Origin of the sequence: Stieleria magnilauensis (genome assembly GCA_007753675.1) — a bacterium.
Classification (GTDB): Bacteria; Planctomycetota; Planctomycetia; order Pirellulales; family Pirellulaceae; genus Stieleria; species Stieleria magnilauensis.
Map to the genome: position 1 here is coordinate 9540133 of CP036432.1, position 25836 is coordinate 9565968.

The window sequence follows — 25836 nt, forward strand, 5'->3', positions numbered from 1 at the left end:
AACCACGATGGCTAAAAGCTGGACGAATTGCGAAGGCCTGACCCGCCGCGATGGATTGAAACTGGGGTTGGGTGGGCTGATCGCCGGAGGCCTTTCGGGCGCCCTGAGCGCCCGCGCTCGAGCCTCTTCGGCAGCGGATCCGAAACACCGCACCGCACAAGCCGACGCTTGCATCTTGGTGTGGCAAGACGGTGGTCCGAGTCACTATGAGACGTTTGACCCCAAGCCCGACGCACCGGTCGAGATTCGCGGGGCGTATCAGCCGATCGCCACCCAAACACCCGGCGTGCAATTCGCACAGCCGATGAAGAAACTGGCGGCGATCAGCAATGACTTGGCAATCGTCCGCTCGATTCGCCATGACCAGGGCAACCATGGCGCCGGCAACCATTACATGATGACCGGCGCACCGCCGCGGATCCCGGTCGGTTGTGGTGCCTTCGTCAGTTTCCACCCCAGCCTGGGCAGCGTGGTGGCCAAGGAAATCGGCGCGCCCCACGGCATCCCCGCCTATTTCTCGCTGCCCCGCATGTCACGCTCCGGGGGCCCCAATTTCTTGGGCAGCAAGTACGCGCCGTTCGTCGTGCCCGACAGCCCCAACAGTTCCAGCTTTCGCGTCCGTGACGTCACCATCCCCAGCGGATTGACCGGCGACCGGTTCACATCCCGACAACAGATTCGCAAACACATCGACACGATGCTTCGATTCAACGACGCGTCGGTCGCCGATCCGACCTTGGCCGTCGATGAGTTTTATGGCCAGGGGATGCAGATCATCAGTAGCAAGGAAGCCCAAGCGGCCTTCGACATCCATCAGGAATCGGACGAAGTCCGCGATGCCTATGGCCGCAACACCTTCGGCCAGCAAGCCTTGTTGGCCAGGCGACTGGTCGGTGCGGGCGTTCCCTTCGTGACGCTTTATCATGGCGGCTGGGACCACCACACCAATATCTTCAAGTCACTGGACGACAAACTGCCTCCGTTCGAAGCGACGATCGCTGCCTTGATTTCGGACCTGAAACAACAGGGCATGCTCGAGCGAACCCTGGTGGTCGTGCTGGGCGAATTCGGGCGGACGCCGAAGATCAACAAGGACGGCGGACGCGACCACTGGTCCAACGCGATGAGCGTGATGTTCGCCGGCGGACAGACCCCCGGTGGCCAAGTCGTCGGAGCCACCGACCGACAAGGCTACGCCGCCATCGAACGTGTGCTGTCGCCTGAAAACTTCGTCTCGACGATCTACCAAAAACTCGGAATCGATCCCGGCCAAATGATGTACACGCCGGAAGGACGCCCGACCCACTTGGTCAGCGACGCCACCCCGATCGACGAGTTGATGGGTTAGTGATGATGCCGTTGTTTCAACACCGTTCGGGAAGTTCGGTTGTCGCAGTGGCCTCGCATGAGATCGAGCGGCAATGGATTGGTCCAGCACGTGGCACCGGCCGGTATCGCGTGCCGATCTCGAATCGTTTGTTTCCGGTGCTTTGCAAGGTTTTAGCGGCAGGGCGGAAGCCCAATGCCATTTACTCTGGCATCGACGGTGTTAGCGGAACGGCGCGAGCCGTCCGGTTTCGGTGCGAAAACACCTTGAAAGACCGGAGGGCTCGCGCCCTACCGCTAAAAAGTGCTTCACAGCGTCGCCCGCTGGGATGGATCACTCGCGCCGCTCGCTTACGCGTCCCGCTGGGGTGGATCATCGTTGCTTGCGTGTTTTCGGTTTGCGTGCTTTCGCCTCGGACCGCTCAGGCACAACTCAAGCTCGATCGAGTCTTTCCCGCGGCGGTTGCCACGGGCAGCGAAACGGAGATCACGGCGGAAGGGAAGTTTCCCAAGTGGCCGCCGGCGGTCGCTTGCGATCGAGACGACGTTGAAATCACGCCCGCGAAGGACTCGGGCAAGTTCACCGTCAAGATCCCGCCGACCGCGCCGCCGGGCGTGGCCTGGATCCGGCTACACGACGAGCAATCGGCCACGCAGCTCCATCCGCTGATCATCGCGCCGATCGCCGTGACCAATGAAGTCGAACCCAATGACAAACGCGACGATGCCCATCGAGTGACCCTGCCGGCGGTGGTTGCCGGACGATTGGCCAAGAGTGGTGATAGCGATGCCTATCGCGTCTCGCTCAAATCCGGTGAGCAACTCGTCGCTTCGGTCACCGCAAACCAATTGCTTCAATCACCGATGGATGCCGTCTTGCAGCTGACGGATCTTCGCGGCAACGTGCTGGCACAGGTGGACGACGCCCGCGGGCTGGACCCTCAACTGGTCTATCGATGCGAGGCCGACCAGGACGTGCTGGTCCGCATCTTTGCGTTTCCCGAAACGCCCAACAGCACCGTCGGCTTCGGCGGATCGAGCAGCTTTGTTTATGTCTGCGACATCACAACGGGTCCGTTCTTAGACCATCTGGCCATCCGCGGCGACGCTGCCCTGCCCTTCGGCCACAACCTTCCCGAATCATGCCCCGTCGTTCTGTCTCCCGCAACCCGTGTGGCACCGTCGACGGCGTCGGTGCCGGACGGACTCGGTTGGTTCTGGGTGGCACGCCAGGACGATGACGCGGTGCATTTGCATCACGGCGACGAATTCGACGGATCGCTCCCCGCGGTTCTCGCTGGATGCATCACCGAACCCAAAGAAACACACACGTATTCGTTTGCCGCGGTCAAAGGCAAAACGTATCGCGTCGAAGTGCGATCGAAAGCCGATGGTTTTTTGCTCGATTCAAAATTGACGATCAGCGATCAGAAGGCGGGCGGTGTGCTGGCCAGCAACGATGACCTCTCACGGGGCAACTACGACGCCGGCGTCGACTTCACGGCGAAAGAAGACGGCCAGGTTGACGTGACGGTGTCCGACATGATCGACGGATACGGCCCGCGGCATTTCTACCAGCTGACGATCCGCGAGCGGCGTCCGGAATGCCAGCTGACCCTCGCCGACAACCATTTTGTGCTGCCGCGTGATAAACCCCTGGAGATCCCCGTCACGATCACTCGCACGGCGGGCTTCGGCGAAAAAGTCCAAATCACGGCAATCGGATGTCCGCCTGGCGTGACGGTCGAAAGTGTCATTTCAGAACCCAAGGGCGACACATCGAAATCCGTCAAATTAAAGTTGACCGCTGGTGAAGCTGCCGCCGGTCACGCGACGTTCCAAATCACCGGCACGTTCTTGGACGCCGACGGCAATCCGACCGAAGGGAAATCCCAGGCAACCTACCAGCTGCGTCCCCTGCTCCCGCTGACAGAGTTTTGGTTGACGATCCCACCGGCACCGAACGACGACACCTCGACCGACAACGCTTCGACCCCACCGGCAACGCCATGATTCATCGCCCATCCCGCTCCCAACCGAGTCCGCGTCGCGGTGTCGCGGTGATGCTTGTGTTGGCCATCGCATCGGGCCTGTCGACCGAGGTGTCGGCGGACACCCGCGAGATCGCGGAACTGCCCAAAGACCGCAAGGTCCTCTACAGCCGCGACGTCGCTCCCGCGCTGACCAAAAATTGCGTCGCCTGTCACAATGCCAGCAGCGAAGAAGGCGGCGTCAATTTGGAAACGGTCGAAAAGATGAAGGCATCCGATGTCGAGGATGTCCTGGTCCCCGGCAATGCCCAACAGAGCCGTTTGTTCCTGCTGGCCTCCCATGCCGAAGACCCGGTGATGCCGCCCGACGACAACGACGTCTCGGCCGCGGCACTGAATCCGATCGAACTGGCACTGCTGCGACGCTGGATCGATTCAGGCGCGAAAGTCGACCAGGCGAGCGGCACACCGACGCCGCGGCAATGGCAACCGCTGCCGAATAGTCTGCAAACGGTTTATGGATCCGACATGACGTCCGACGGTCGGCTATCGGTCGTCGGATTCGGGAACCAAATCCGCTTGTTCGGATCAAAGTCTTCCGAACCGATCGACTCACTCGAGCGACACGTGGGAGACCAAACCCGACCCGCCCACGACGACTTTGTTCAAGACTTAAGATTCGATTCCGATGGCGGGCGCGTCCTCTCCAGCGGCTATCGAAACGTCAAACTGTGGCAGATGGCTCCGTTCGAACCGACATCGATTCCAAATATCAATCGCGATGAAACCCTGGCCATCGCGATGAACCCCAGCGGCCGTCACGTCGCGGCGTTGTCCCCCAGGGGCGAACTGAGTGTGGCCGCGATCGGCATGAATCGCTGGCGATGGATGAAAGGGTTTGACGTCCCGGCCGAATTCCAATCGGATCAACCTCCGCTCGTCCGCGTCGCCGTCGGCCCGCAAGGCGATTGCGTGTCGATCGCATGGGACAAAACCATCCGAGTTGTCCGCATCGACGGCAGAGAACCCGAGACGATGGAAGCCGCCCATCCGATCACGTCCATGGTCTGGCTGGATCGCGATCATCTGGTCATCGGCGATGCGACGGGCAAGGTGAATCGATGGCACCGAGAAAACGAGACGTGGACCGGCAGCGAGTTAGCGGTTTCGGATCAACCGATCGCCTTCCTATGCGCGGCGACACGTGACGACGCGCCGCTGGTCGCGATCGATGGCTCGGGTAAAGTCGCACAGTTCGACGCGGCGAACAACCAATTCGTCGAACTCGGAAAGCTTCCAGCCGCACCCGCTTCGGCTGCTCTTTCCGGACCAAACAATCTGCTCTGGGTGACGACGCAATCCGGCGCACTGGGGACGTTCCATCTGGCGGACAAGACGTTCGTCGAAGTCGCCAAATCGGATCCCCTTGCCGCCGCACAACACGCGTCAGACCAGTGGGAAACGCAGGTGGGCGAACGATTGATTGCGGCCCACGACGCGTCGGTCAAACAGGCCGAATCCAACCTGGACGCGGAAAAGAAGAGCTTGGAAAAAATCGCGGCCGACATCACCGCCAAGTCGACGGCGGTCACTGAGAAACAGAAAAGTGTTGCCGACGCGAAGAAAGCCGCCGAAGCCGCGCAGGCGAAATTGGCTCAGGCCCGTAGCGAAGAAGAATCGGCGACGAAAATGAGAACCGAACTCACCGCAACGGTCAGTCAATTAGATACTTCGATTGCAAAATTGACCGAGCAACTAGAAGCACTGAAAAAAGAAAAAGCAGACGCCGAACAGAAGCTCGCCGCGGTGCCCGACGCCAAGAAGTTGGCCGACACGACCAAGACGCTCAGCGAAGCGTCCGAAAAAGCCGCCAAAGAACTCGCGACGAAGAACAGCGAACTCGCGGACCAACAAAACGCGTTGCAATTGGCCGAAGAAACGAAAGCCCGCGGCGAACGGCGACTGAAAGGACTCGACGAAGAACATCAACGTCGCCAGCAGGCACTCGAAAACATCAAGGCCGAACAAGAAGCAAAGCAAGCGAAGGCTGCGGAGTCCAAAACACGCGTGGATCAATCGACGGCAACCGACCAACCCGTTACCCTGACCGCTGCAGGCACACGGATTCTGACGCGTTCGAAAACATCGGGAACCTGGAGCCTTTGGACCGGCGCCGGCGACTGGTTGGGACCATTACCCGAACTTCCCGCAGGCGGCCAGTTGGTCTCCGCCGGTGACAGCGGTGTGGTGATCCAGGCAGCCGACGGACAGCTCCACGCGCTGCAAGCGTCCGAGCACGTTTGGAAGCACCAGCGAACGATCGGCTCGGCGACCGCGGACAGTCCGTTTGCCGATCGAGTGTTGAGCGTCGATGTCGATCCGTCGGGACAATGGCTGGCCACCGGAGGCGGAGAACCGTCGCGGGCGGGCGAGCTGATGATTTGGAATCTGTCGGACGGCTCCCTGGTCCGCCGCATCGAATCGCCGCACAGCGACACGGTGCTGTGCGTCCGGTTCTCACCCGATGGCAAGACCTTGGCCAGCGGAGGCGCGGACCGAATGATCAAATTGTGGGACGTCGCGACGGGAACCTTGATCAAGACACTCGAAGGCCATACCCATCACGTCAGCGCGCTCGCCTGGAACGTCAACCAACGTGAACTCGCCAGCGGTTCAGCCGATGAGACCGTCAAGATCTGGAACATCGATTCCGGGAAATCGACGCGGACGATCAGCGGACTGAAATCGGAAATCACGCGATTGGTCTACGTGGGGCGCGACGACCGCATCGGCATCACGTCTGGCGATGGCTACTTCCGCGTCTATCGCACCGATAACGGCGGCCGAGAAACCAATGCGAAACTCCCCGGCGGTTACCTCTATGCACTCGGGGCCAACCGCGATGGGACGCAGTTCATCGTCGGCGGCGCCGACGGCGTCGCAACAAGAGTCGACAAGTCCGGAAAGCAGTTGCAAGAACTCGTCGCCGGCGAGTGACGTCATTATCCCGAAGGGATTGCAGCGAGGTGTTAGCGGCAGGGCGCAAGCGGCCTGTCGGTTTAGTGTATCCACAAAACGAGGGGAGGTGGCTTAGTAGGCATCGTCACGATGTTTGCTATTCTTGGCGGATCGTCGTCGCGATTCACTTCTCACGCAGGGAGGCTTGCCCAGTGAGCCAGAGACAACCCAAGACCAGCTATTGGCAGGAAGCTCCTACACCACGCGGGCAACTGGTCCTCATTCCCACCGCCCTGGAGGAACTCATCCCTCAGGATCATCCCGTTCGCTTGGTCGACGAGATTCTCGATCAGATGGACTGGACTGATTGGGAGGCGGCCTACAACGGCGGATTCGGTCAGCCGCCGATCCATCCCAGCGTAATGGCAAAGATCCTGCTGTTTGCCATGATTCGGCGAATCCGATCCAGCCGGAACATTGAATACGAACTCAAGCATTCGATCGATTTTATCTGGCTTAGCAGCGGTCGCCGCATCGATCACAGCACGATCAGCGACTTCCGCCGAAACAATAGTGATGCAGTCAAAGGCATCTTCAAACAAATGGTCAAGCTGGCGATCAACCTGGGGATCGCCAATCTCTCGGAACTGTGCATCGACGGCACACGCATCCTGGCTGACGCCAACAAATACAAGACTTGGACGGCCAAACGATTAGCCAAAGCACTCGAAGAACTTGACGCGCAAATTGATGAGGCCCTGGAAACCTTCGAAGTCAACGACGCATGCGACGAAGATCTCATCGGCCAGGACGTTTCGGCGGACCGCCTCCCCGCCGCCGTCGCCAACTTGAAGTCACGCCGCTCACAACTGGCCGCTCATCTGGAGACGGTCAATGCGATGGACGAAGTCCGCAGGAAAAATGGGACGAAGGGCCCCGCCCAGTTACCCAAGACTGACACGGACAGTCGCATTCTTCCCAATAAGGAGGGTGGTTACGCAGCCAACTTTACTCCGATGGCGACGACCGAAACGCAGAGCGGCCTGATCGTTGCGGCGGACGTCTTGATCGGCAACGTCGAACACCACGAATTTGCCACCATCGTCGACTGTGTGGCCAACGACTTTGGAATTGACATTAAGCGAGTCATGGCTGACTCGGCTTACACGACGGGCAAAAACCTCACTGCGGCTGAGGAAAAACAGATCGAACTGATTGGCCCGCTTGCCGAAACCAATCGCGAGAACAACCCTGCCGAGCGTTCGGATTTGACTGAGCCCGTTGCCGCCGATCAGATTGATCAGTTGCCGGTTAATCCACAAACCAAACGATTTGACAAAGCAGCGTTTGTGTACGACGAAGCGAACGACTGCTATTACTGCCCGGCAGGCAAAGTGCTTTCACATCGGACGACCGAGAACACGACGCATGGCGACGGCTCTCCGGTGCAGCGAAAGGTTTACACCTGTTTTGAATGCGAGGGCTGCACGCTGGCTGGGCGTTGTCGCAAGAACGTGAAGCCAAAAGACGAGGCAAGCAGCAGCGAGGCATCGTCCCAGGAGTCCAGCGAAGCGACCTCGTCGGACAAGCGAGCGGGCAAGCGACGTGGTCGCAAGCCTGGCCCGCCACGTGGTCGCGAGACGATGCATGATGAGCATGAAGGAGCGCGACGTCGGCAGCGTGCGCGAATGGAAACGCCTGCAGCCAAAGAGGCTTACTCTCGTCGTCAGCATTTCGGTGAAACGCCTTTCGCCGTGATCAAGAGCACGCTTGATATGCGGCGATTCCTGCTTCGAGGTATCGCAGGTGTGAATCAAGAATGGCGCTGGGCGGCGACCGGATTCAATCTGAAGAAAATCATGAGTTACTTGGCGAAGCTGCGCGCCGCCGCGGCGACACAATCGCTCGGAACAGCAAACTAGGGGAGATAGGGGGCATTTCGAACGAAATCCGCCACAAGCGAACGCCACGATCCCGTCAACACGCTTACCAACGACTCTGGATGCCCCGCATAGCACCATAAAAGCCTCGTCCGGAACCAAAATCGAATCAACCGTCCCCAGGAACTAAATCGACAGGCCGCAAGCCCGATACCGCTTAATCGACATTGGTGGGCGCCGCTCGCGCTGGCGCGAACCGGCTGATATCAATTGATGATCAGCCGTTTGACGCGAGCCTACGGGCGCCGGTGAGTAATCGACATGATGAATGCCCGTACGCTTGCGCGCTCGCGGCTAATCCCACGTGCGATCGGATTAAATCGACAGGCCGCTCGCGCCCGACCGCTAAAAAATGCTTCACGGCGTTACCCGCTGGGGAATCAGAATTGGACGTGGCGATCCGAATACGGTAAACTGATGTCCCCTCCCACTTCGACAACGCGCCGTTGTCCCACCCTGCCGCTGCTCGGCCCATGACAAACGTGTCCACTCACGAACGAATCCATCGATGGCTGCTGCCGTCTTGCATGATGTTCGGGTTGTGTATCATCCATCCCGCCACGCCCTGTGACGCGGATACGCCACGCGACGACATCAGCTTCGTCAACGATGTGGTGCCGGTGTTGACCAAGGCCGGCTGCAACGCCGGTGTCTGCCATGCGAAAGCCGGCGGCGGACAGAATGGATTCGAATTGTCGCTGCTCGGGTTTGAGCCCTTGGAGGACTACCAGCACTTGGTCCATGAAGGTCGCGGCCGACGTCTATTTCCGCTCGATCCGGCCCGCAGCCTGTTGCTTGCCAAAGCGGCCGGCGAAGTGCCACACGGCGGCGGGGTTCGCATTGAAAAAGGTTCACCGAACTACAACACGTTGCTCCGTTGGATCCAAGCCGGATCGCCGTATCGATCGGACGACGATCCCGAATTGGTTTCGATTCGCGTCGAGCCGCCGGCCGGAACGCTTCAGCCGGGTGAAAGTCTGACGCTGCGATCGATCGCCACGTTTTCCGACGGTTCGACCCGTGACGTCACGGCGACATCGCTGTTTGAATCCAACGACTCGGCCATGGCGACGGTCAGCGAATCGGGTCACGTGACGGCGATGGATTCGCCGGGAAAAGTCTCCGTGATGGTGCGTCACCAAGATCGTGTCGCGGTCTACAACGCGTCGATTCCGCTGGGCCAACCGGTCGACACACTTCCGACACCGAACAACATTATCGACGAACTCGTCTTCGCCAATTTAGAACAACTCGGGATCCCGCCGTCGGATCTGTGTGACGATGCCACGTTCCTGCGCCGCGTCTCGTTGGACATCGGCGGACGGGTGCCGACCGAACGTGAAGCACAAGCGTTCGCGGCGGACGATTCACCCGACAAGCGTGCCAAGGCGGTCGAGCGCTTGTTACGTAGCCCCGACTACGCCGATTACTTTGCCAACAAGTGGACGGCGCTGTTGAAGAACCGTCGTGACGACGCCAGCGACATCACGTCCAATTTTGCGTTCCACGCCTGGGTCCGCGACAACCTGCTGGCCGGAACCCCGTACGATCAATTGGTCCGCGAATTACTGGCCGCCACCGGCACCGTGATCGCCAATCCTCCGGTCGCCTGGTACAAGCGTGTCAAGGAACCGAAACAACAGATCGAAGACGTCGCCCAATTGTTCCTCGGCGTCCGTCTGCAGTGTGCCCAGTGTCACCATCATCCCTTCGAACGCTGGAGCCAAACGGATTATTATTCGCTGGCCGCGTTCTTCAGCCGCATCGGTCGAAAGCCGACCGATACCGCAGGCGAAGATCTGATCTTTCACCAACGCGGTACCGCTCAAGCGGTCAACATGAAGACCGGCGAAAATGTGCCTCCGGCGGCGCTCGGTGATTCGGTCGGTGAAATCCCGGCGGACGAAGACCCGCGGTTGCGTCTGGCCGATTGGATGGCCAGTCCCAGCAATCCGTTCTTTGCCAAGTCACTGGTCAATCGCTACTGGAAACACTTCTTTCGCCGAGGCTTGATCGAACCGGAAGACGACATCCGCGACACCAACCCGCCGACCAATCCCGAGTTGCTCACCGCACTCGAACAACACTTCGTCGAAAGCGGATTCGATCTGCGGTCGCTCATTCGCGTGATCACGACGTCTAAAGCATATCAGTTGAGCGCGATTCCTAACGATCACAACCTCGTCGATTCGCAGAACTACTCACGTTACTATCCCAAGCGATTGCAAGCCGAAGTCATGCTCGATGCGATCGATCAAGTTGCCGGCACCCAAACTTCGTTCGCCAATCTGCCGATCGGCACACGCGCGGTGGCGCTGCCGGACAACAGCTACAACAAAGCGTCGCCGTTCCTGCGTGTGTTTGGCCGCCCCGAAGCGACCAGCGTGTGTGAGTGCGAGCGGGTGCAATCGGGCAGCCTTGCCCAAAGTCTGCACCTGATGAATGCCGGTGACATCAAATCAAAACTTGCCGCCGGCGGTGGACGCATCAACCGACTGGTGGGTGAGAAAACGTCCGCCGATGAAAAAGTCACCGAATTGTATTTCGCCGCCTTTTCGCGAACACCAAGCGATGCCGAATTGGCGACCGCACTTCAGTACCTCAATGAACCGCGAATCGACGCGAACGGCAAACCGCTCGACGCGACAAAAGCCGAACGCGAAAACCTGCAGGACCTGACTTGGGCGCTGCTAAACACCAAAGAATTTTTGTTTAACCATTAGTCGTCCCTCAAGAGTGTTGGTGTGCAGGCTTTAGCCGCCCACTGCCGCTGCGGAGCAGCGACACGGAATCGCCTAAAGGCTAGACGCCAACGGTGATAGGCTTCCGGCCTGTCAAATCCAGCCCATGACATGCTGGAAGCCTATCCCACTTTTTACGACCATCGATTGGAATTTTCACATGACCTCTCCCCTGCCCTTCCGACCGGTCGCGTGCGTGTGCGTTCTCGCATCGCTAGCGCTACCCGCCATCCTGCATGCCCAATCGGTCTGTCTGCCGGCTCCAAGACTGCTGACGACGATGCCGATGGGAGGCCAAGCGGGAACGGAATTGGAAGTCACCATCACCGGGCAATCGCTCGAAGGCACCGAACAATTGATCTTTTCGAACCCTTCGATCAGCGCGACGCCCAAGTTGAAAGACGACGGCACGGTCGTGGTCAATCAGTTTCTCGTTCGCATCGCCGCTGACTGCGCACCGGGCGTTTACGACGCGCGGATCATGGCGGGGCTGGGCATCTCCTCGGCACGCGCGTTTTCGGTCAGCAACGTCCCCGAAGTCACCCAAACCCAACCCAGCACGTCGCTCGACACGGCGCTGGAGATCGCTGTCGGCTCGATCGTCAACGCCACGTTGGTGGACCGCTCGGTGAACTTTTATGCCTTCGATGCCAAACAAGGCCAGCGGATCATTGTCGATTGCGTCGCCAAGGGTATCGATTCGAAGATGAATCCGGTGTTGGTCGTCGCCGATGCCTCGGGCAGTGATTTGATCGTCGAGCGGCGCGGCGGAATCATCGACTTCACCGCGCCGGCCGAGGGTCGCTATGTGGTCAAGGTCCACGATCTGACATTCAAAGGTGGACCGTATTATTTCTTTCGCCTGGCGTTGACCGAAGCAGCCGAGGACGCCATTCCGTCACGCTTGCCCACCACCCAAAGCGTCACGTCTTTCTCGTGGCCGCCGCCCGGATTGGATCAGATTCCCGCGGCTGAAGAAACGCAACTGACCAGCGATGACGACGACGCGATTGGGATTTCGCTGCCTTGTGATATCAGTGGCAGCTTTTATCCCGCCGCGGACGTGGACACCTATCAGTTCGCGGCCAAGAAAGGCGAAACGTGGTGGGTCGAGATCGCGTCGGAACGTCTCGGTCACCCGACCGATCCGTCGGTCGTCGTGCAACGTGTGGTCGAGGGGGGCGACGTCGTTGATGTCGCGGAACTGGCCGACGTGCCGAGCCCGGTCAAACGTTCCTCCAACGGCTACTCCTATGACGGACCGCCCTACAACGCCGGTTCCTCCGATGCGATGGGCAAATTCGAGGTCCCACAAGACGGCACCTACCGAATTCGCGTGACTGATCTGTTCGGGGGAACACGCAACGATCCCACCAATCGCTATCGGATGATCGTCCGCAAGGCGACGCCGGATTTTGCATTGGTCGGCTGGGCTCTGCACATGGGGCTCCGCAACGGCGACCGCAACGCGCTCAGCAAACCGATCGCCCTGCGTGGCGGTGCCGTCATGCCGCTTGAAATCGTCGTCGTCCGACGCGACGGCTTTGACGGCGAGATCGACCTGTTCATGGAGAACCTTCCCGAAGGCGTCACGGCGACGGGACTGAAGATCGCCGCCGGAGCAACACGCGGGATCATGTTGGTCTCCGCTGCCGACAACGCGCCGCGCGGATTGCAAATGGCCAGCCTGTTCGGCCGGGCCAGCATCGACGGACAAGACGTCGTCCGGCACTGCAGTTGGGCATCGATGAAATGGCCCGTGACAAATGCAAAGAGCGAAATCCCCGACCCCAGATTGGTCGACCAGATTCCCGTTTCGGTCGGCGGGATCGAACAGGCCGGACTGTCGATCGAACCGGCCGAAGACAAGGTTTGGCAGGTCACGGCCGGAGAAAAACTGACGATTCCGTTGCGATTGATTCGCCGTGGAGAGTTCTCGGGAAAAACCATGTCGCTGCGAACCTTCGGCGCCGGATTTGACCGCAACGCGGCGCTGGAGTTGTCGCTGACCGAAGATCAATCCGAAGCGGTTCTCGATCTGGCGCGATTGAAGCCCTCGCCGGGCGAGTACACGATCGCGTTCTATGGCGGTGCCGTCGCCAAATACGCTTACGGCGACGCCAAACCCAAAGACATTGTTGACATTTACGTTTCTAAACCGATCTCGATTCACGTGGTCCCCGCTGAGGCGACAAAATGATCCATCACGACTGTGACGATTGCGGATCCCCAGAGTTCGGCTTGCCGCAAGGCCGTCGTAGCTTCATGCGACTGGGGCTGGCCGGAATGGCCAGCGTCAGTCTTCCCGGTATCCTGCGACTGCGGGCCGCCAGCGCGACCGAATCGGTCGACCAGGATCCGAAACAGCGATCCGCCGTGATCATGGTGTGGAAGCCCGGCGGCTGTTCCCACATCGACACCTACGATCCGAAACCGTTGGCCACCAGCGAATACCGCGGACCGTTCGGCACGCTCCCCACCAAAGTCCCCGGCATGCAGTTCACCGAATTGCTGCCACGACAAGCGGCGATCGCCGACAAGTTCACGGTGTTGCGGAGCATGTATCAAGGCGCCGGCGGACACCCGGCCGGATCGATGCAGTTGCTCTCCGGAGACAGCGACACCCGGGACAAACCCAAGCCACGGTTGCCAGACTGGATGTCGGTCGCCAACTACCTCCGTTCGCTGGAAGGCCCGCGGACGAACCCGTTGCCGGCCTACGTCGGCATCAACCCGCCGACGACTTACAACGGCCCCGCATACCTGGGCGATGCGTACTCGCCGTTCTCGGTGACCGGCGATCCCAACGCGCCGAACTTTGTCGTCCCCAACATCGGCTTGAGCGACAAAAGCGAAGTCGAACGTTTGAAACGTCGCACGACGCTGCGGCAGAATCTCGACACGCTACACCGAGCCTTTGATACCTACGGCGAACTCGGGGCACTCGATCAATTCGAAGCCCAAGCACTGACGTTGTTGACCAACCCGAAAACCAAAGAAGCGTTCGATCTGACGCGTGAAGACGACAAGACCCGAGACCGGTACGGCAGAAACACGTGGGGGCAACAATTGCTGCTCGCCCGTCGCCTGGTCGAAGCCGGCGTCGATGTGTTGACGACCAGCTTGCGAGGCCCGTTGTGCGGACGCGTCAACAACTGGGACGACCACGCGGTCAACCATCACGTCTTCGACGCACTGCGGTTTCGCGCCCAGGCCTACGACCAGGCGGTTTCTGCGCTGATCGAAGACATCCATGAGCGTGGTTTAGACAAACGCGTTCTGGTCGTGGTGACCGGAGAGTTCGGCCGCACGCCCAAGATCAATTACCAACCCAGCACCGGCGCCGGGAACGCGAGCGCCCCCTCGGGTACCAAACAGCCCGGACGCGACCACTGGCCGCGAGCCTTTTCCAACCTTTGGGCCGGCGGCGGGATCGAGACAGGTCGCTTCATCGGCGCGACCGACAAACGCGGCGAAGACGCCATCGATCGACGCTGTGGACCGGGCGACTTTTTGTCCACGATCTACCACCACCTCGGAATCGACGCCTCCAAAGTCATGATCAAAGACTTTAACGGACGCCCGACACCGATCGTCGACCACGGCAAACCCATCCCCGAGTTGATCGCCTGAACGATCCCACTGTCCTTTTACCTCTCCCACACCGGACCGAATTGAATGAAAGACATTGAGACCCTGGATCGAGACCGCCGCCTGTTTTTAAAAACCGGCGTCGCCTCGATGACCGCCCTCGGCCTGAGCAACACGCTGCGTGCCCAAGAGACGCCCGCCGCAGCGGCGCCATCGGAAAAACTCTCGATCGGCGTGATGGGCGTCAATGGCCGCGGCGGCGCGATCGTCAAAGGCATGATGGCCAGCGGACAGGTCGACATCGCGTACATCTGTGACGTCGATGAGCGGGCGGCCGAACGGGTGACCAAGATTGTCAACGAGAAACAGTCGACGAAGACTCAATCGGTCAAAGACTTTCGCCGCATCCTGGACGACAAATCGGTCGACGCCCTGATCTGCGCCGCACCGAACCATTGGCACGCCCCGGCGACCATCATGGCCTGCGGCGCGGGCAAACACGTGTACGTCGAAAAACCTTGCAGCTACACGCCGGCCGAAGGCGAGATGGCGGTCGCGGCGGCGCGCAAAAACGATCGCGTCGTGCAGATGGGCACCCAGCGTCGCAGCTGGCCCGGGATCGTCGAAGCGGTCGAAAAGATTCACGGCGGGGCGATCGGAAAAACCCTGTATTGCCGAACCTGGTACAACAACCGGCGCGGTCCGATCGGCTTCGGAAAGCCGGCGGAGGTCCCCGCCTGGTTGGACTGGCGGTTGTGGCAAGGCCCGGCGCCGGATCGCCCCTTCAAAGACAACCTCGTCCACTACAACTGGCACTGGCATTGGCACTGGGGCAACGGCGAACTGGGCAACAACGGCGTCCATGGTCTGGACGTCGCCCGCTGGGGCATGCAAGTCGACTTCCCCAATCGTGTCACCGCCGGCGGTGGAAAGTATCGCCATGAAGACGACCAGGAAACTCCCGACACGATGATGGTCACCTATGACTTTGCCGACGGCAAAACCATCACCTGGGAAGGCCTCAGCTGGTCGCCGCTGGGACCGCACGATTCGGGATTCGGCGTCAGTTTCCACGGCACCGAGGGATCGATCGTGATCCGCGGTTCGGGATACACCCAGTACGACATCCGAAACAAGGAAGTCGCTAGCGGCACCGGCGCCGGCGGCGACAAAGATCACTTCGACGATTTCATCAGCGCGGTTCGCGACGGACACCGCACCAACGCGGACATCGAAAAAGCGCATCGCAGTACCCTGCTCTGTCACCTGGGCAACATCGCCTACCGGACCGGCAGCGTGTTGCACACCGACCCGTCCGACGGCCGTCCGCAAAACAACGACGCCGCAAATCAATTATGGTCACGAGAGTACGCCAAGGGATGGGAGCCGACCGTCTAATGAATACCAAACACACATCCATTTATCGTTACATTCGTCAGAGCGTGGTCGCCCTGCGCGTGATCACTTTGTGCGCCGTCACTCTGGCGATCGCGTCCGCCGCCACCGGCCAAGAGGCCGCCGAAGACAGTCCGTCAGCCCAAACAACACTCCGCATCGGCGTGATCGGGCTGGACACCTCGCACGTCCCGGCATTCACCAAGTCCTTCAACGCGGAACCGGCGAATCCCGAAATGCAAAACTGCCGTGTCGTCGCGGCCTATCCCTACGGTAGCCGCACGATCGAATCCAGCTACAGCCGGATTCCAAAGTACACCGAGCAGATGCGTTCGATGGGCATCGAGATCGTCGATTCGATCGACCAGCTTCTCGATCGAGTCGACTGCGTGCTGTTGGAAACCAACGACGGCAAGCCGCACTTGCAGCAGGCGTTGCAAGTTTTCAAAGCCGGAAAGCCCGTATTCATCGACAAACCGGTAGCATCGAATCTGGCCGAAGTCGTCGCGATCTATCGCGCGGCGGCACACTATGACGTCCCGATGTTTTCCAGTTCATCACTCCGCTACAGCGAAGGTGCCCAGGCCATCCGTGACGGCAAGGTCGGTGCCGTGTTGGGTTGCAACGCCTACAGCCCGGCGTCGACCGAACCCTCCCACACCGATCTATTTTGGTATGGCATCCACGGCGTCGAATCGTTGTACACGTGCATGGGAACGGGGTGCCAGTCGGTCCGGCAGACCGCGACCGATGGCCGCGAAGTCGTCGTCGGTGTCTGGTCGGGCGGACGCATCGGAACCTACCACGGCCTGCGCGAGGGAAAGACAGGTTACGGCGGAACGGCATTCGGCGAAAAAGGCATCGCACCGATCGGAGACTACGGCGGTTATCGACCGTTGGTCGTCCAGATCGCCAAGTTCTTCCGCACGCGTGAGTTGCCGATCGATCCGCAGGAAACGATCGAGTTGTACGCGTTCATGGAAGCCGCCGCCGAAAGCAGAAAGCGCGACGGCCAAACCGTGACGATCGCCGAAGTGATCAAAGCGGCCGAACAGGCAGCCGACGAATTGTTGGCCGGACAACTCTGAACGATCGCACGGTCGTTGCCCGTCGATCGCAAAATGCCCCGTAGCGGGCGTGGAGATTCAAATCCATCGTCAACCGGAGAGTTAGAACATCATGAGACGTTTCAGTTTGCTTCTGTTTTCTTACCTGTTGATTCATCTCAGCGTCGACGCGTCTGGCGCCACGGTGACCTACACGCTCACCGGATCGGTGACCAACATCGCGGCGACGGATCTCGCGGGCAATGATGACACAGCGAGTTTTCTAAGCATCTTGCCGTTCAACGTCGGGGCTCCCGTCACGGCAAGTTTCAGTTACGACTCGAACAATCAAGACGATCGTGATGGCCGACCGCAATACGGTTCCTACGATGGACTCTCCATGTCGGTCTCGGTCGGATCAACGACCTTTGATTCGTACGGATCACTGTCGCTGATTGACTTTGGATCACATGACGAGATCCGGGCGCGGGGATTACAACTTTACAATGCTCCCGGATGGAGCATCACCGGATTGGGCGGAGGTTATTCCGGCCTGAACACCATCACCTTGATCAATGGAGGCACCTCGCTCTGGGACGGAACGCTTCCTCCGACAGACCCTTTTGACGCATCCGACTTTTCGACGCTCAACTGGCAAATGCAAGACACAGGTTTTTCCGGCGGCAATCGTGTCACCACGCCGCTGGGCAGTCACACCGGAATGACGCGATCGATCGAGGCGGTCTTCAATACGGTCACCGTGACCGCCATCCCCGAACCGAGCAGCAGCGCGTTCTGCGCACTGGCCCTGGGTATGTGTTGGATCCGACGTCGGCGAACCAGGCACTGAATGCCCATCATTCTGCCTCCCCATCATTCTGCCTCCCCATCATTCTGCCTCCCCATCATTCTGCCTCCCCATCATTCTGCCTCCCCATCATTCTGCCTTCCCCATCATTCTGCCTTCCCCATCATTCTGCCTTCCCCATCATTCTGCCTTCCCCATCGTCTTGCCCCCATCGTCTTGCCCCCATCGTCTTGCCACTTCATGCCCATCCGCCTCGCACAATCCCCGCTATCGATCATCCTCTCCAGTCTGCTCCTGATCACCCTTGCCAGCGCCAACGATCTCTCCTTCACGATCGAGCGATCGACGGCCCAGCGTGGGTTTGACGGGCAGACGTGCTGGGTCCATGCCCGCGCCGGAGCGATTCCCGCAGGCGTGAAAGGGAATGAATCGGATCAGCCATTGGTCGTGATGACGACGCAGAAGTTGCTGCTGACCGGTTCGGATGTTTTTTACCGACTGCATCAAACCACTTCGAACGACTTGGCCGCGACATGGACGGATTTAGCACCGATCGACGCGTTCGCCCGCGAGCGGGTCGGCGGAGCGTCAGACGCTCTGCCGACGGGTGCATCGATCGCACCCCATCTGCTTCAACCGGGCGACGAAACCACCGTTTGCGATTTCCAACCGCAGTGGCATGCGGCCAGCCAACGCTTGCTCGGCATCGGCCAATCGGTGTGGTATCGCAACAACCGTGTGATGCATGTCCGCCCACGAGGCATCGCCTACGCCGTCTACGAACCGTCGGCCAAACAATGGTCGAAATGGAAGACCGTCGACCTGCCCGGCGAACCCCGATTCCAAGATGCCGGATCGGGTAGTGTCCAGCGCGTCGATCTGCCCGGCGGCGATGTGCTGGTGCCGTTCTACTTCAAAGAACCGAACACCAAGCAATACTCCGCTGCGGTTTGCCGCTGCCGGTTCGACGGCCAGACCCTGCACTTCATCAAAGTCGGCAACGCGTTGACCGTCCCGATCAAGCGGGGTCTGTACGAACCTTCGCTGACACGATTCGGTGGGCGTTTCAATTTGACCCTGCGAAACGACGATCGGGGCTACGTCAGCGTCAGCGATGACGGGTTGAACTTTGACCCGCCGCGAGCCTGGACCTTCGACGACGGCAGCGACCTGGGCAGCTACAACACCCAGCAACACTGGGTGACGCACAGCGACGGATTGTTTTTGGTCTACACGCGGCGCGGCGCGGACAACGATCATGTGTTTCGTCACCGCGCACCGTTGTTCATCGCCCGTGTCGACCCGGAAAGGCTGTGCGTCGTCCGTGACAGTGAACAGGTCTTGGTGCCCGAGCGTGGCGCGCGGCTGGGCAATTTCGGCGTCGTCGACGTTTCACCGAACGAAACCTGGGTGACGGTGACCGAGTGGATGCAGCCGTTGGGCGTCGAAAAGCACGGCAGCGACAACAGCATCTTCGTTGCCAAGCTGAAATGGGATCGGCCCAATCGTCGCGAGATTGTTTCATCGGAACATCGCCGGCCGAACGACGAGTTACTCCCCTACACCGATCCTCCGAAAACCTATCAAGACGACTTCGGTGACTTTCGATCGCCGCTGGTGTTCGCCGATGGTTCCAAGGTCCAGACCGCCGAAGACTGGCAGCGCCGTCGCGCGGAAATCCTGTCGACCTGGCAAGACGTGCTCGGCAAGTGGCCGCCGCTGATCACGGAACCTGAAGTGGAAATGCTGGACTCTCGACAGCGCGAAACCTTCACCCAGCATCGAGTGCGTTTTCAGTGGACGCCGAATGAAAAGACGACCGGCTATCTGCTGGTGCCCGACGGCAAGGGCCCGTTCCCCGCAGCGGTCACGGTCTACTACGAACCGGAAACCGCGATCGGTGAAGGCAATCCGTATCGTGACTTTGCGTTACAACTCACACGTCGCGGCTTCGTCACCCTGTCGATCGGCACCAGTGATGCCACCGCGGCCAAGACGTATTCGCTCTATCATCCATCGATCGACGATGCAGAGGTCCAACCGCTATCGATGCTCGGCTACGCGGCGGCCAATGCGTGGCATGTGCTGGCCAGTCGTCCGGAAGTGGATTCCAAACGGATCGGCATCGTCGGCCATTCGTTCGGCGGCAAGTGGGCGATGTTTGCGTCCTGCCTGTTCGACAAGTTCGCTTGTGCCGCCTGGTCCGACCCGGGAATTGTCTTCGACGAATCACGGCCGAGTGTGAATTACTGGGAACCATGGTATCTGGGGTATCACCCCAAGCCATGGCGAAACCGCGGCTTGATCACGGAACAGAACCCGGCACGCGGTTTGTATCCGCAGTTGGTCAGCGACGGCCATGATTTGCATGAACTACACGCCTTGATGGCTCCCAGACCGTTCCTGGTCTCCGGCGGTTCCGAAGATCCGATCAGCCGCTGGCAAGCGTTGAATCACTCCGTCGCGGTCAACCGAATTTTCGGTCACACCGATCGCGTGATGATGACCAATCGGCCCGATCATTCCCCGAACGCCGATTCCAACGAAATGATCTACCGGTTCTTCGAGCACTGGTTGAGACGCTAGTGCTTCGATGTTGACGATGAGCGTCTCTCTGATGGTTTGGCCGCCGCCAGCCAAACACCTCAAGCGGGTAGGATGGACGTTAGTCGTCGGCACCGTGGCCAGTGCCGTCTGGATGATCATTGTTGTTTGACGAAACAAATCGTGAGTGATGCGATGTGTGCAAAATTAATGTCAGGATCGAAAACGAACGTCTTTTTCTGCTTCTTCTTTTCGTTGCTTTGGGCCGGATCACTTCACGCGGCTGAACCGATCGTGGTGAAGGAGAATGGCGGATGGTGTTGGTTCCAGGGACAACGTGCGATCGGGTGGGGTGGCAACGTATTCTTCACGTCCATTTCCGGCGACGACCATGGCGATTGGGACGCCGGAGACCTGGTCGTGACAAAGTTGGATCCTTCGAGCGGTGAAACCACGCATTTCCGTCTGCATGCAAAACTTCAACGTGACGATCATGCCGTCGCGGGACTTTGCCTGTTAGCCGACGGGCGATTGCTTGCCGTCTATGGAAAACATGGCAACGATCATTTTCAACGGTCACGGATCACGCTTCGTCCGGGCGATCTCAGCGAGTGGACTCAGGAGCAACAGTTCGATGTCGGAGCGGGCTACACGTACTCGAACGTTTACCGGTTGCCCGACGAGAACGATCGCATTTTCAATTTCCATCGCGGACGCGGTTTCAACCCCAACTGCAACTTCTCCGATGACGGCGGTGCGACCTGGAACTACGGTTGGCGACTGATGCAGCGAACCTCCGCTGACCTAAACGATGACCCGAGGTACACGGGCATGGACGGCCGGCGACCCTATGTTTGTTATGCGAGTAACGGCCGTGACGAGATCCACTTTATCGCGACAGATGATCATCCCAGGGCGTATGACAACAGTCTCTATCACGGTTACTACAAGGCAGGCAAGTTATTTGCGTCCGACGGCTCTGGCTTGGCGACCCCCACTGCCACCGGCGAACCACTGAAACCGCGTGACTTTACCGAAGTGTTCGCCGGAGCGGCGGATCGAGTTGCCTGGGCCAGTGATGTCGAAATCGACACGCTCGGCAACCCCTACGTCGCGTTCTCCGTCCAGGTGGATGGTGCCGCGGTGCGCAAACGCCGGGGAGCAGGCGGGTCGGATCACCGTTATTTCTATGGTCGCTGGGATGGGACGCGATGGCGCGAGCACGAAATGGCTCATGCAGGAACCAAGCTCTATTCCGGCGAAGACGACTACACCGGGTTGGTGGCACTTGATCCACAAGACCCCAACTACGTCGTCATCTCCACAAACGCTGACCCGGTCTCCGGAACACCGCTTGTGAGCAACGCTGACGGACAAAGGCATTGGGAACTCTTCGCGGGCACAACCACCGACGCGGGCAAAACCTGGACGTGGACCGCTGTGACGAAAGATTCCACCCAAGACCAGCTGCGACCGGTCATTGCCAACGGCGTTCCGGAGACACGCGTGATCTTGTGGACTCGAGGAACGTTGAAATCTTATACCGATTATCACCTCGACATCATCGCGCTCGCCTCGCCGCGCTAAACCGCTCGCAACCTCCATCCACAGCAGCGGGCGCAGATAGTGGAGCGATCGCTGCGTAATTGCGATCATGGCGTTTGGCAAACGGCATCCATTCGGCATGTCCGTGCTGGCCGACATCCGTGGGTTCGCGCTGCTATCCGTGGGCCAACTCTTTTCGCCGATCTGATAATGGGTTGCTGGCGTTCGGTTGGTGGGAAGAGAGTGGACCACGAAATACACGAATGACACGAACAAGAGCGCCCGATCGGAAACACGATTTAACTTATTGTTCTTGATTCGTGTTATTCGTGTCTTTCGTGGTTGCATCTCCACAGCGTTTTTGATGGCGACAGTCGAGCTTGCCGTCGGATCGGCGTGACACGGCGGATGACATCCGTGGGTCCGCGCTGCTATCCGTGGGCCAACTCTTTTCGCCGGTCTGATAGTGGCTTGCTGGCGTTCGGTTGGTGAGAAGAGAGTGGACCACGAAACACACGAATGACACGAACAAGAGCGGTCGATCGGAAACACAATTTAACTGGTTGTTCTTGATTCGTGTCATTCGTGTCTTTCGTGGTTGCATCTCCACAGCATTTCAAATGGCGACCGTCAAGCTTGCCGTCGCTACCGACGGCAAACTGGACGACGCGCGGGGGTAAGAAGATTTTGGAGGTAAGAAAGTCTGCGGGATGCAATTTTCTTACCTTCAAAATTTTCCTACCCAAACCGCACACGCCGACCAAGGTATACTCTGTCCCCAAAACCAATCATTCTTATGGACCGATCTTTGCGAGCGCACGCCATGATTCGATTTACCAATCCCATCCTCGCTGCCTGTTGCCTAGTGTTGATCGGGAGTGCCAATTGGCCAGCCAGGACGTCCAAAGCGGCAACACCCAACATCGTTTTCATCCTGGTCGACGACTTGGGCTACGGCGACCTGGGTTGCTATGGCCAGAAACTGATCCAAACGCCGCGGCTGGATCAGATGGCCGCCGAGGGGATGCGGTTCACGGATTTTTACGCCGGCAGCACGGTCTGCGCGCCCTCACGCAGCGTCTTGATGACCGGGCAACACATGGGACACACCCACGTCCGCGGCAACGCCGGCGGCCCCGACATGTCGAAACAGTCGCTGCGCAGCGAAGACGTGACGGTGGCGGAAGTCTTGAAAGACGCGGGCTATCAGACGGCGCTGTGCGGAAAGTGGGGACTCGGTGATGACACACTCGGTGGACGCGAGGGGTTGCCGCGACGGCAGGGTTTCGATTTCTTCTATGGCTATCTGAATCAGGTTCACGCCCACAACTATTACCCCGAATTCCTGTGGCGCAACGAGACCAAATCGCCGCTGCGCAACGTCGTCCAGCGAAACGATAAATCGTACGGTGGATTCACCGGCGGGTGGGCCACCAAGAAAGTCGACTACAGTCACGATTTGATCGCCGACGAAGCATTGGGGTTCATCAAGCGGAGTGCGGAAAACAAAGACAAACCCTTTTTTCTGTACCTGTCATTGACGATCCCGCATGCCAACAACGAAGGCACACGCGGCACCGGAGACGGTCAAGAAGTCCCCGACTATGGGCCGTACGCGGACAAGGACTGGAGCAATCCGGACAAGGGACAGGCGGCGATGATCACGCGCATGGACGCTGACGTGGGCCGGCTGTTGGACCTGCTGGACGAATTGCAGATTTCCAAAGACACCGTGGTAATGTTTTCCAGCGACAACGGCCCACACGACGAGGGCGGCCACAACACCGAACGCTTTGACCCCGCCGGACCGCTACAAGGCATGAAACGGGATCTGTTTGAAGGCGGCATTCGCGTGCCGTTCATCGTCCGCTGGCCCGGCACCACGCCGGCCGGAACGACGTCCAGCCACATCGGCTACTTCGGTGACCTGATGGCTAGCGCCGCCGAGTTGGCCGGCGTTCGCTGCCCCGAGAAAACCGATTCGGCCAGCTTCGTTCCGACGATCACCGGCAACGCTGCCGAGCAGGCCAAGCACGATTACCTGTACTGGGAATTTTACGAACGCGGCGGCAAGCAAGCCGTTCGTGCCGGCAATTGGAAAGCGATCCGAATACCGATGCGAACCGGAAAGACACAGCTTTACGATCTCAGCCAAGACATCGGCGAAACCGAGAATCTGGCCGACAAGCACCCCGACATCGTCAAACGCATGGAAGCGATGATGACGGAGGCTCATACGCCGCACCCGAACTGGCAAGCGCGTTGAAGAATTCAGTACTGATGTTTTTTGGATGACGCGGAGGACCCATTGAATTGGGTTCTGAGCTTGTCCGCTCGTTACTCGCCGTGATGCCATGACCAAGCCGAACCGACCCGATCTCAGCCGGCGTGACGTCCTCAAGGGCGTCTCGGCCATGTCCGCGTTAGGTGCGCTGTCGTCGAACGCCATGGCGGATGACCGTGGCGCCGCCGAGCACTCGGGTGCCTCGCTGATTCGTCGGGAGAACGCGAAACCGGGGTCACGCGACTGGCAACTGACGCGGGTCCGTCTGGATTCACGCGACGGGGTGCGAGCGTCGAAGATCGAAGGGTATTGTTCGCGGCAAAGTGTGGCGGCCGGGGAATCGATCGACATCATGGTCTCGACCGACCCGGCACAAGCATTCGTGGTTGAAATCTTTCGCACCGGATATTACGGCGGTCGCGGTGCCCGGTTGATGACGAAACTCGGCCCCTTTGACGGTTCGGTGCAGCCATTGCCGGAAGTCGGTGAAAAGCGGCTGCGCGAGTGTCGGTGGACGCCCTCGGTGACGCTGACGATTCCCGATGATTGGCCCAGCGGCGTGTACTTGGGTCGTCTTTCAACACTGACCGATGCGACCGGATTCGGTTACTGGCAAAACTACGTCGTCTTCATCGTTCGGGACGACCGCCCCGCAGACATCTTATTGCAGTGCAGCGACAACACCTGGCAAGCGTACAACCAGTGGCCCGACGACTACTCCGTCTACACTCATCCCAAAGGCAACCAGGGTCCCTGGGCCGACGTCAGTTTCGATCGCCCCTACGGGATGTATCCCCAGATCTTTGAGAATCCGCAAACGATCGGGTCCGGGGAGTGGTTGTGTTTTGAGTATCCGCTGGCCTATTGGCTGGAAAAACATGGCTACGATGTGACGTATTGTTCCAACAGCGACATGCTGGCGCCGGATCGAGGCTTGAAGTGCAAGGCATTCATCAGCAATGGACACGATGAATACTGGGACATTCGGCAATACAACAGCGTCGTCAAGATGCGTGACGAAGGCGTCAGTTTGTTGTTCCTGTCGGGAAACTCCGTGTGCTGGGTCAGCCCGTTTCGCGAAAGCGTGGACGGCCGGGCAAACCGGATTTTGTTTCGCGGGGGACCGTACGGCGGTGATTACCGATGGGCCAAACTCCGTGAGCAACAACACGGTCCGTTTCCGCATCGCGGCCCCGACGAAGGTTATTTGATGGGCTCGCGAAACATTGATCCGGTCAACGGAGGCGGCGATTGGGTTTGTGCCCGACCGGATCACTGGATGTTTGAGGGGACGGGCATGAAGCGGGGCGAAGCGATTCCCGGCCTGATCGGCTGGGAGTATCACGGCGATCCGCCGGCGGACATCCCCGGTCTAGAAATCGTCGGCAAAGGGACGGCGCTGCAAGGCGGCGTGAATCCTCAGGCATGGACGTCGACGATCTATCCCGGAGCGAAAGGCAATTTTGTCTTCAACGCGTCGACGATCTGGTGGTGCCAAGACCTGGCCAGTCCGCCGGGGCACTGGATCCCCTGGTCCCATTGGAGTCGCCCGCATGGGCCGGACGACCGTGTACAGCGAATCACCCACAACCTGCTGCGTCGGGCGATCGACAACGTGGCGTAAGCGTCCCGCTTGCGATCCGTCACGCCAACCCCTTCCGCCGTTG

The 25836-nt window shown here is 59.5% G+C and carries 14 protein-coding genes; all 14 read left to right on the top strand.

What is annotated here, in order from left to right:
• The first annotated feature begins 7 nt into the window (after positions 1–7).
• Positions 8–1348 carry a DUF1501 domain-containing protein gene (locus TBK1r_RS34255; RefSeq protein WP_145220251.1) on the top strand — a complete coding sequence of 447 codons (1341 nt, stop codon included), beginning with the start codon at positions 8–10 and terminating at the stop codon, positions 1346–1348.
• A gap of 245 nt (positions 1349–1593) precedes the next feature.
• Entirely contained in the window at positions 1594–3339 is a 1746-nt protein-coding gene (locus tag TBK1r_RS34260; RefSeq protein WP_419580674.1) for a PPC domain-containing protein, read from the top strand.
• Positions 3336–6314, top strand: coding sequence for a c-type cytochrome domain-containing protein (locus TBK1r_RS34265; protein ID WP_145220253.1), 2979 nt, complete (start codon positions 3336–3338; stop codon positions 6312–6314). Before TBK1r_RS34260 ends, TBK1r_RS34265 begins: the two co-directional genes overlap by 4 nt.
• Before the next feature lie 173 nt (positions 6315–6487).
• Positions 6488–8197 (top strand): IS1182 family transposase, encoded by a 1710-nt coding sequence (locus TBK1r_RS34270; RefSeq protein ID WP_419580133.1) that lies wholly within the window; start codon positions 6488–6490, stop codon positions 8195–8197.
• Between the two features lie 491 nt (positions 8198–8688).
• On the top strand, positions 8689–10938 hold the full coding sequence (locus TBK1r_RS34275) for a DUF1549 domain-containing protein (RefSeq protein WP_145220257.1): 2250 nt from the start codon (positions 8689–8691) through the stop codon (positions 10936–10938).
• Between the two features lie 178 nt (positions 10939–11116).
• Positions 11117–13156, top strand: a complete 2040-nt coding sequence (locus TBK1r_RS34280) for a PPC domain-containing protein (protein WP_145220259.1) — start codon at positions 11117–11119, stop codon at positions 13154–13156.
• Positions 13153–14589 (top strand): DUF1501 domain-containing protein, encoded by a 1437-nt coding sequence (locus tag TBK1r_RS34285; protein ID WP_145220261.1) that lies wholly within the window; start codon positions 13153–13155, stop codon positions 14587–14589. The genes TBK1r_RS34280 and TBK1r_RS34285 overlap by 4 nt, the downstream gene beginning before the upstream one ends.
• Positions 14590–14634: 45 nt before the next feature.
• A complete protein-coding gene (locus TBK1r_RS34290) occupies positions 14635–15945 on the top strand; it encodes a Gfo/Idh/MocA family protein (RefSeq protein WP_145220263.1) in 1311 nt (436 codons plus the stop codon).
• Entirely contained in the window at positions 15945–17030 is a 1086-nt protein-coding gene (locus TBK1r_RS34295) for a Gfo/Idh/MocA family protein (RefSeq protein WP_419580675.1), read from the top strand. Before TBK1r_RS34290 ends, TBK1r_RS34295 begins: the two co-directional genes overlap by 1 nt.
• Positions 17031–17121: 91 nt before the next feature.
• Positions 17122–17838, top strand: coding sequence for a hypothetical protein (locus tag TBK1r_RS34300; RefSeq protein ID WP_145220265.1), 717 nt, complete (start codon positions 17122–17124; stop codon positions 17836–17838).
• A 198-nt stretch (positions 17839–18036) separates the two neighbouring features.
• Positions 18037–20382 carry an alpha/beta hydrolase family protein gene (locus tag TBK1r_RS34305; RefSeq protein WP_419580676.1) on the top strand — a complete coding sequence of 782 codons (2346 nt, stop codon included), beginning with the start codon at positions 18037–18039 and terminating at the stop codon, positions 20380–20382.
• Between the two features lie 168 nt (positions 20383–20550).
• The gene (locus tag TBK1r_RS34310) at positions 20551–21927 is read left to right on the top strand and encodes a BNR-4 repeat-containing protein (protein ID WP_419580677.1); all 1377 of its coding nucleotides are present in this window, start codon (positions 20551–20553) and stop codon (positions 21925–21927) included.
• Between the two features lie 781 nt (positions 21928–22708).
• Positions 22709–24151: an arylsulfatase gene (locus tag TBK1r_RS34315; RefSeq protein WP_419580678.1), complete on the top strand. Its 1443-nt coding sequence runs from the start codon at positions 22709–22711 to the stop codon at positions 24149–24151.
• An 88-nt stretch (positions 24152–24239) separates the two neighbouring features.
• Positions 24240–25793 carry a N,N-dimethylformamidase beta subunit family domain-containing protein gene (locus TBK1r_RS34320; RefSeq protein WP_145220271.1) on the top strand — a complete coding sequence of 518 codons (1554 nt, stop codon included), beginning with the start codon at positions 24240–24242 and terminating at the stop codon, positions 25791–25793.
• The last annotated feature ends 43 nt before the right edge of the window (positions 25794–25836 follow it).

Coding starts and splice junctions, on each gene's coding strand:
- TBK1r_RS34255 (WP_145220251.1), top strand. CDS start 8: ATGGCTAAAAGCTGGACGAATTGCGAAGGCCTGACCCGCCGCGATGGA.
- TBK1r_RS34265 (WP_145220253.1), top strand. CDS start 3,336: ATGATTCATCGCCCATCCCGCTCCCAACCGAGTCCGCGTCGCGGTGTC.
- TBK1r_RS34275 (WP_145220257.1), top strand. CDS start 8,689: ATGACAAACGTGTCCACTCACGAACGAATCCATCGATGGCTGCTGCCG.
- TBK1r_RS34300 (WP_145220265.1), top strand. CDS start 17,122: ATGAGACGTTTCAGTTTGCTTCTGTTTTCTTACCTGTTGATTCATCTC.
- TBK1r_RS34280 (WP_145220259.1), top strand. CDS start 11,117: ATGACCTCTCCCCTGCCCTTCCGACCGGTCGCGTGCGTGTGCGTTCTC.
- TBK1r_RS34320 (WP_145220271.1), top strand. CDS start 24,240: ATGACCAAGCCGAACCGACCCGATCTCAGCCGGCGTGACGTCCTCAAG.
- TBK1r_RS34315 (WP_419580678.1), top strand. CDS start 22,709: ATGATTCGATTTACCAATCCCATCCTCGCTGCCTGTTGCCTAGTGTTG.
- TBK1r_RS34305 (WP_419580676.1), top strand. CDS start 18,037: ATGCCCATCCGCCTCGCACAATCCCCGCTATCGATCATCCTCTCCAGT.
- TBK1r_RS34290 (WP_145220263.1), top strand. CDS start 14,635: ATGAAAGACATTGAGACCCTGGATCGAGACCGCCGCCTGTTTTTAAAA.
- TBK1r_RS34310 (WP_419580677.1), top strand. CDS start 20,551: ATGTCAGGATCGAAAACGAACGTCTTTTTCTGCTTCTTCTTTTCGTTG.
- TBK1r_RS34295 (WP_419580675.1), top strand. CDS start 15,945: ATGAATACCAAACACACATCCATTTATCGTTACATTCGTCAGAGCGTG.
- TBK1r_RS34285 (WP_145220261.1), top strand. CDS start 13,153: ATGATCCATCACGACTGTGACGATTGCGGATCCCCAGAGTTCGGCTTG.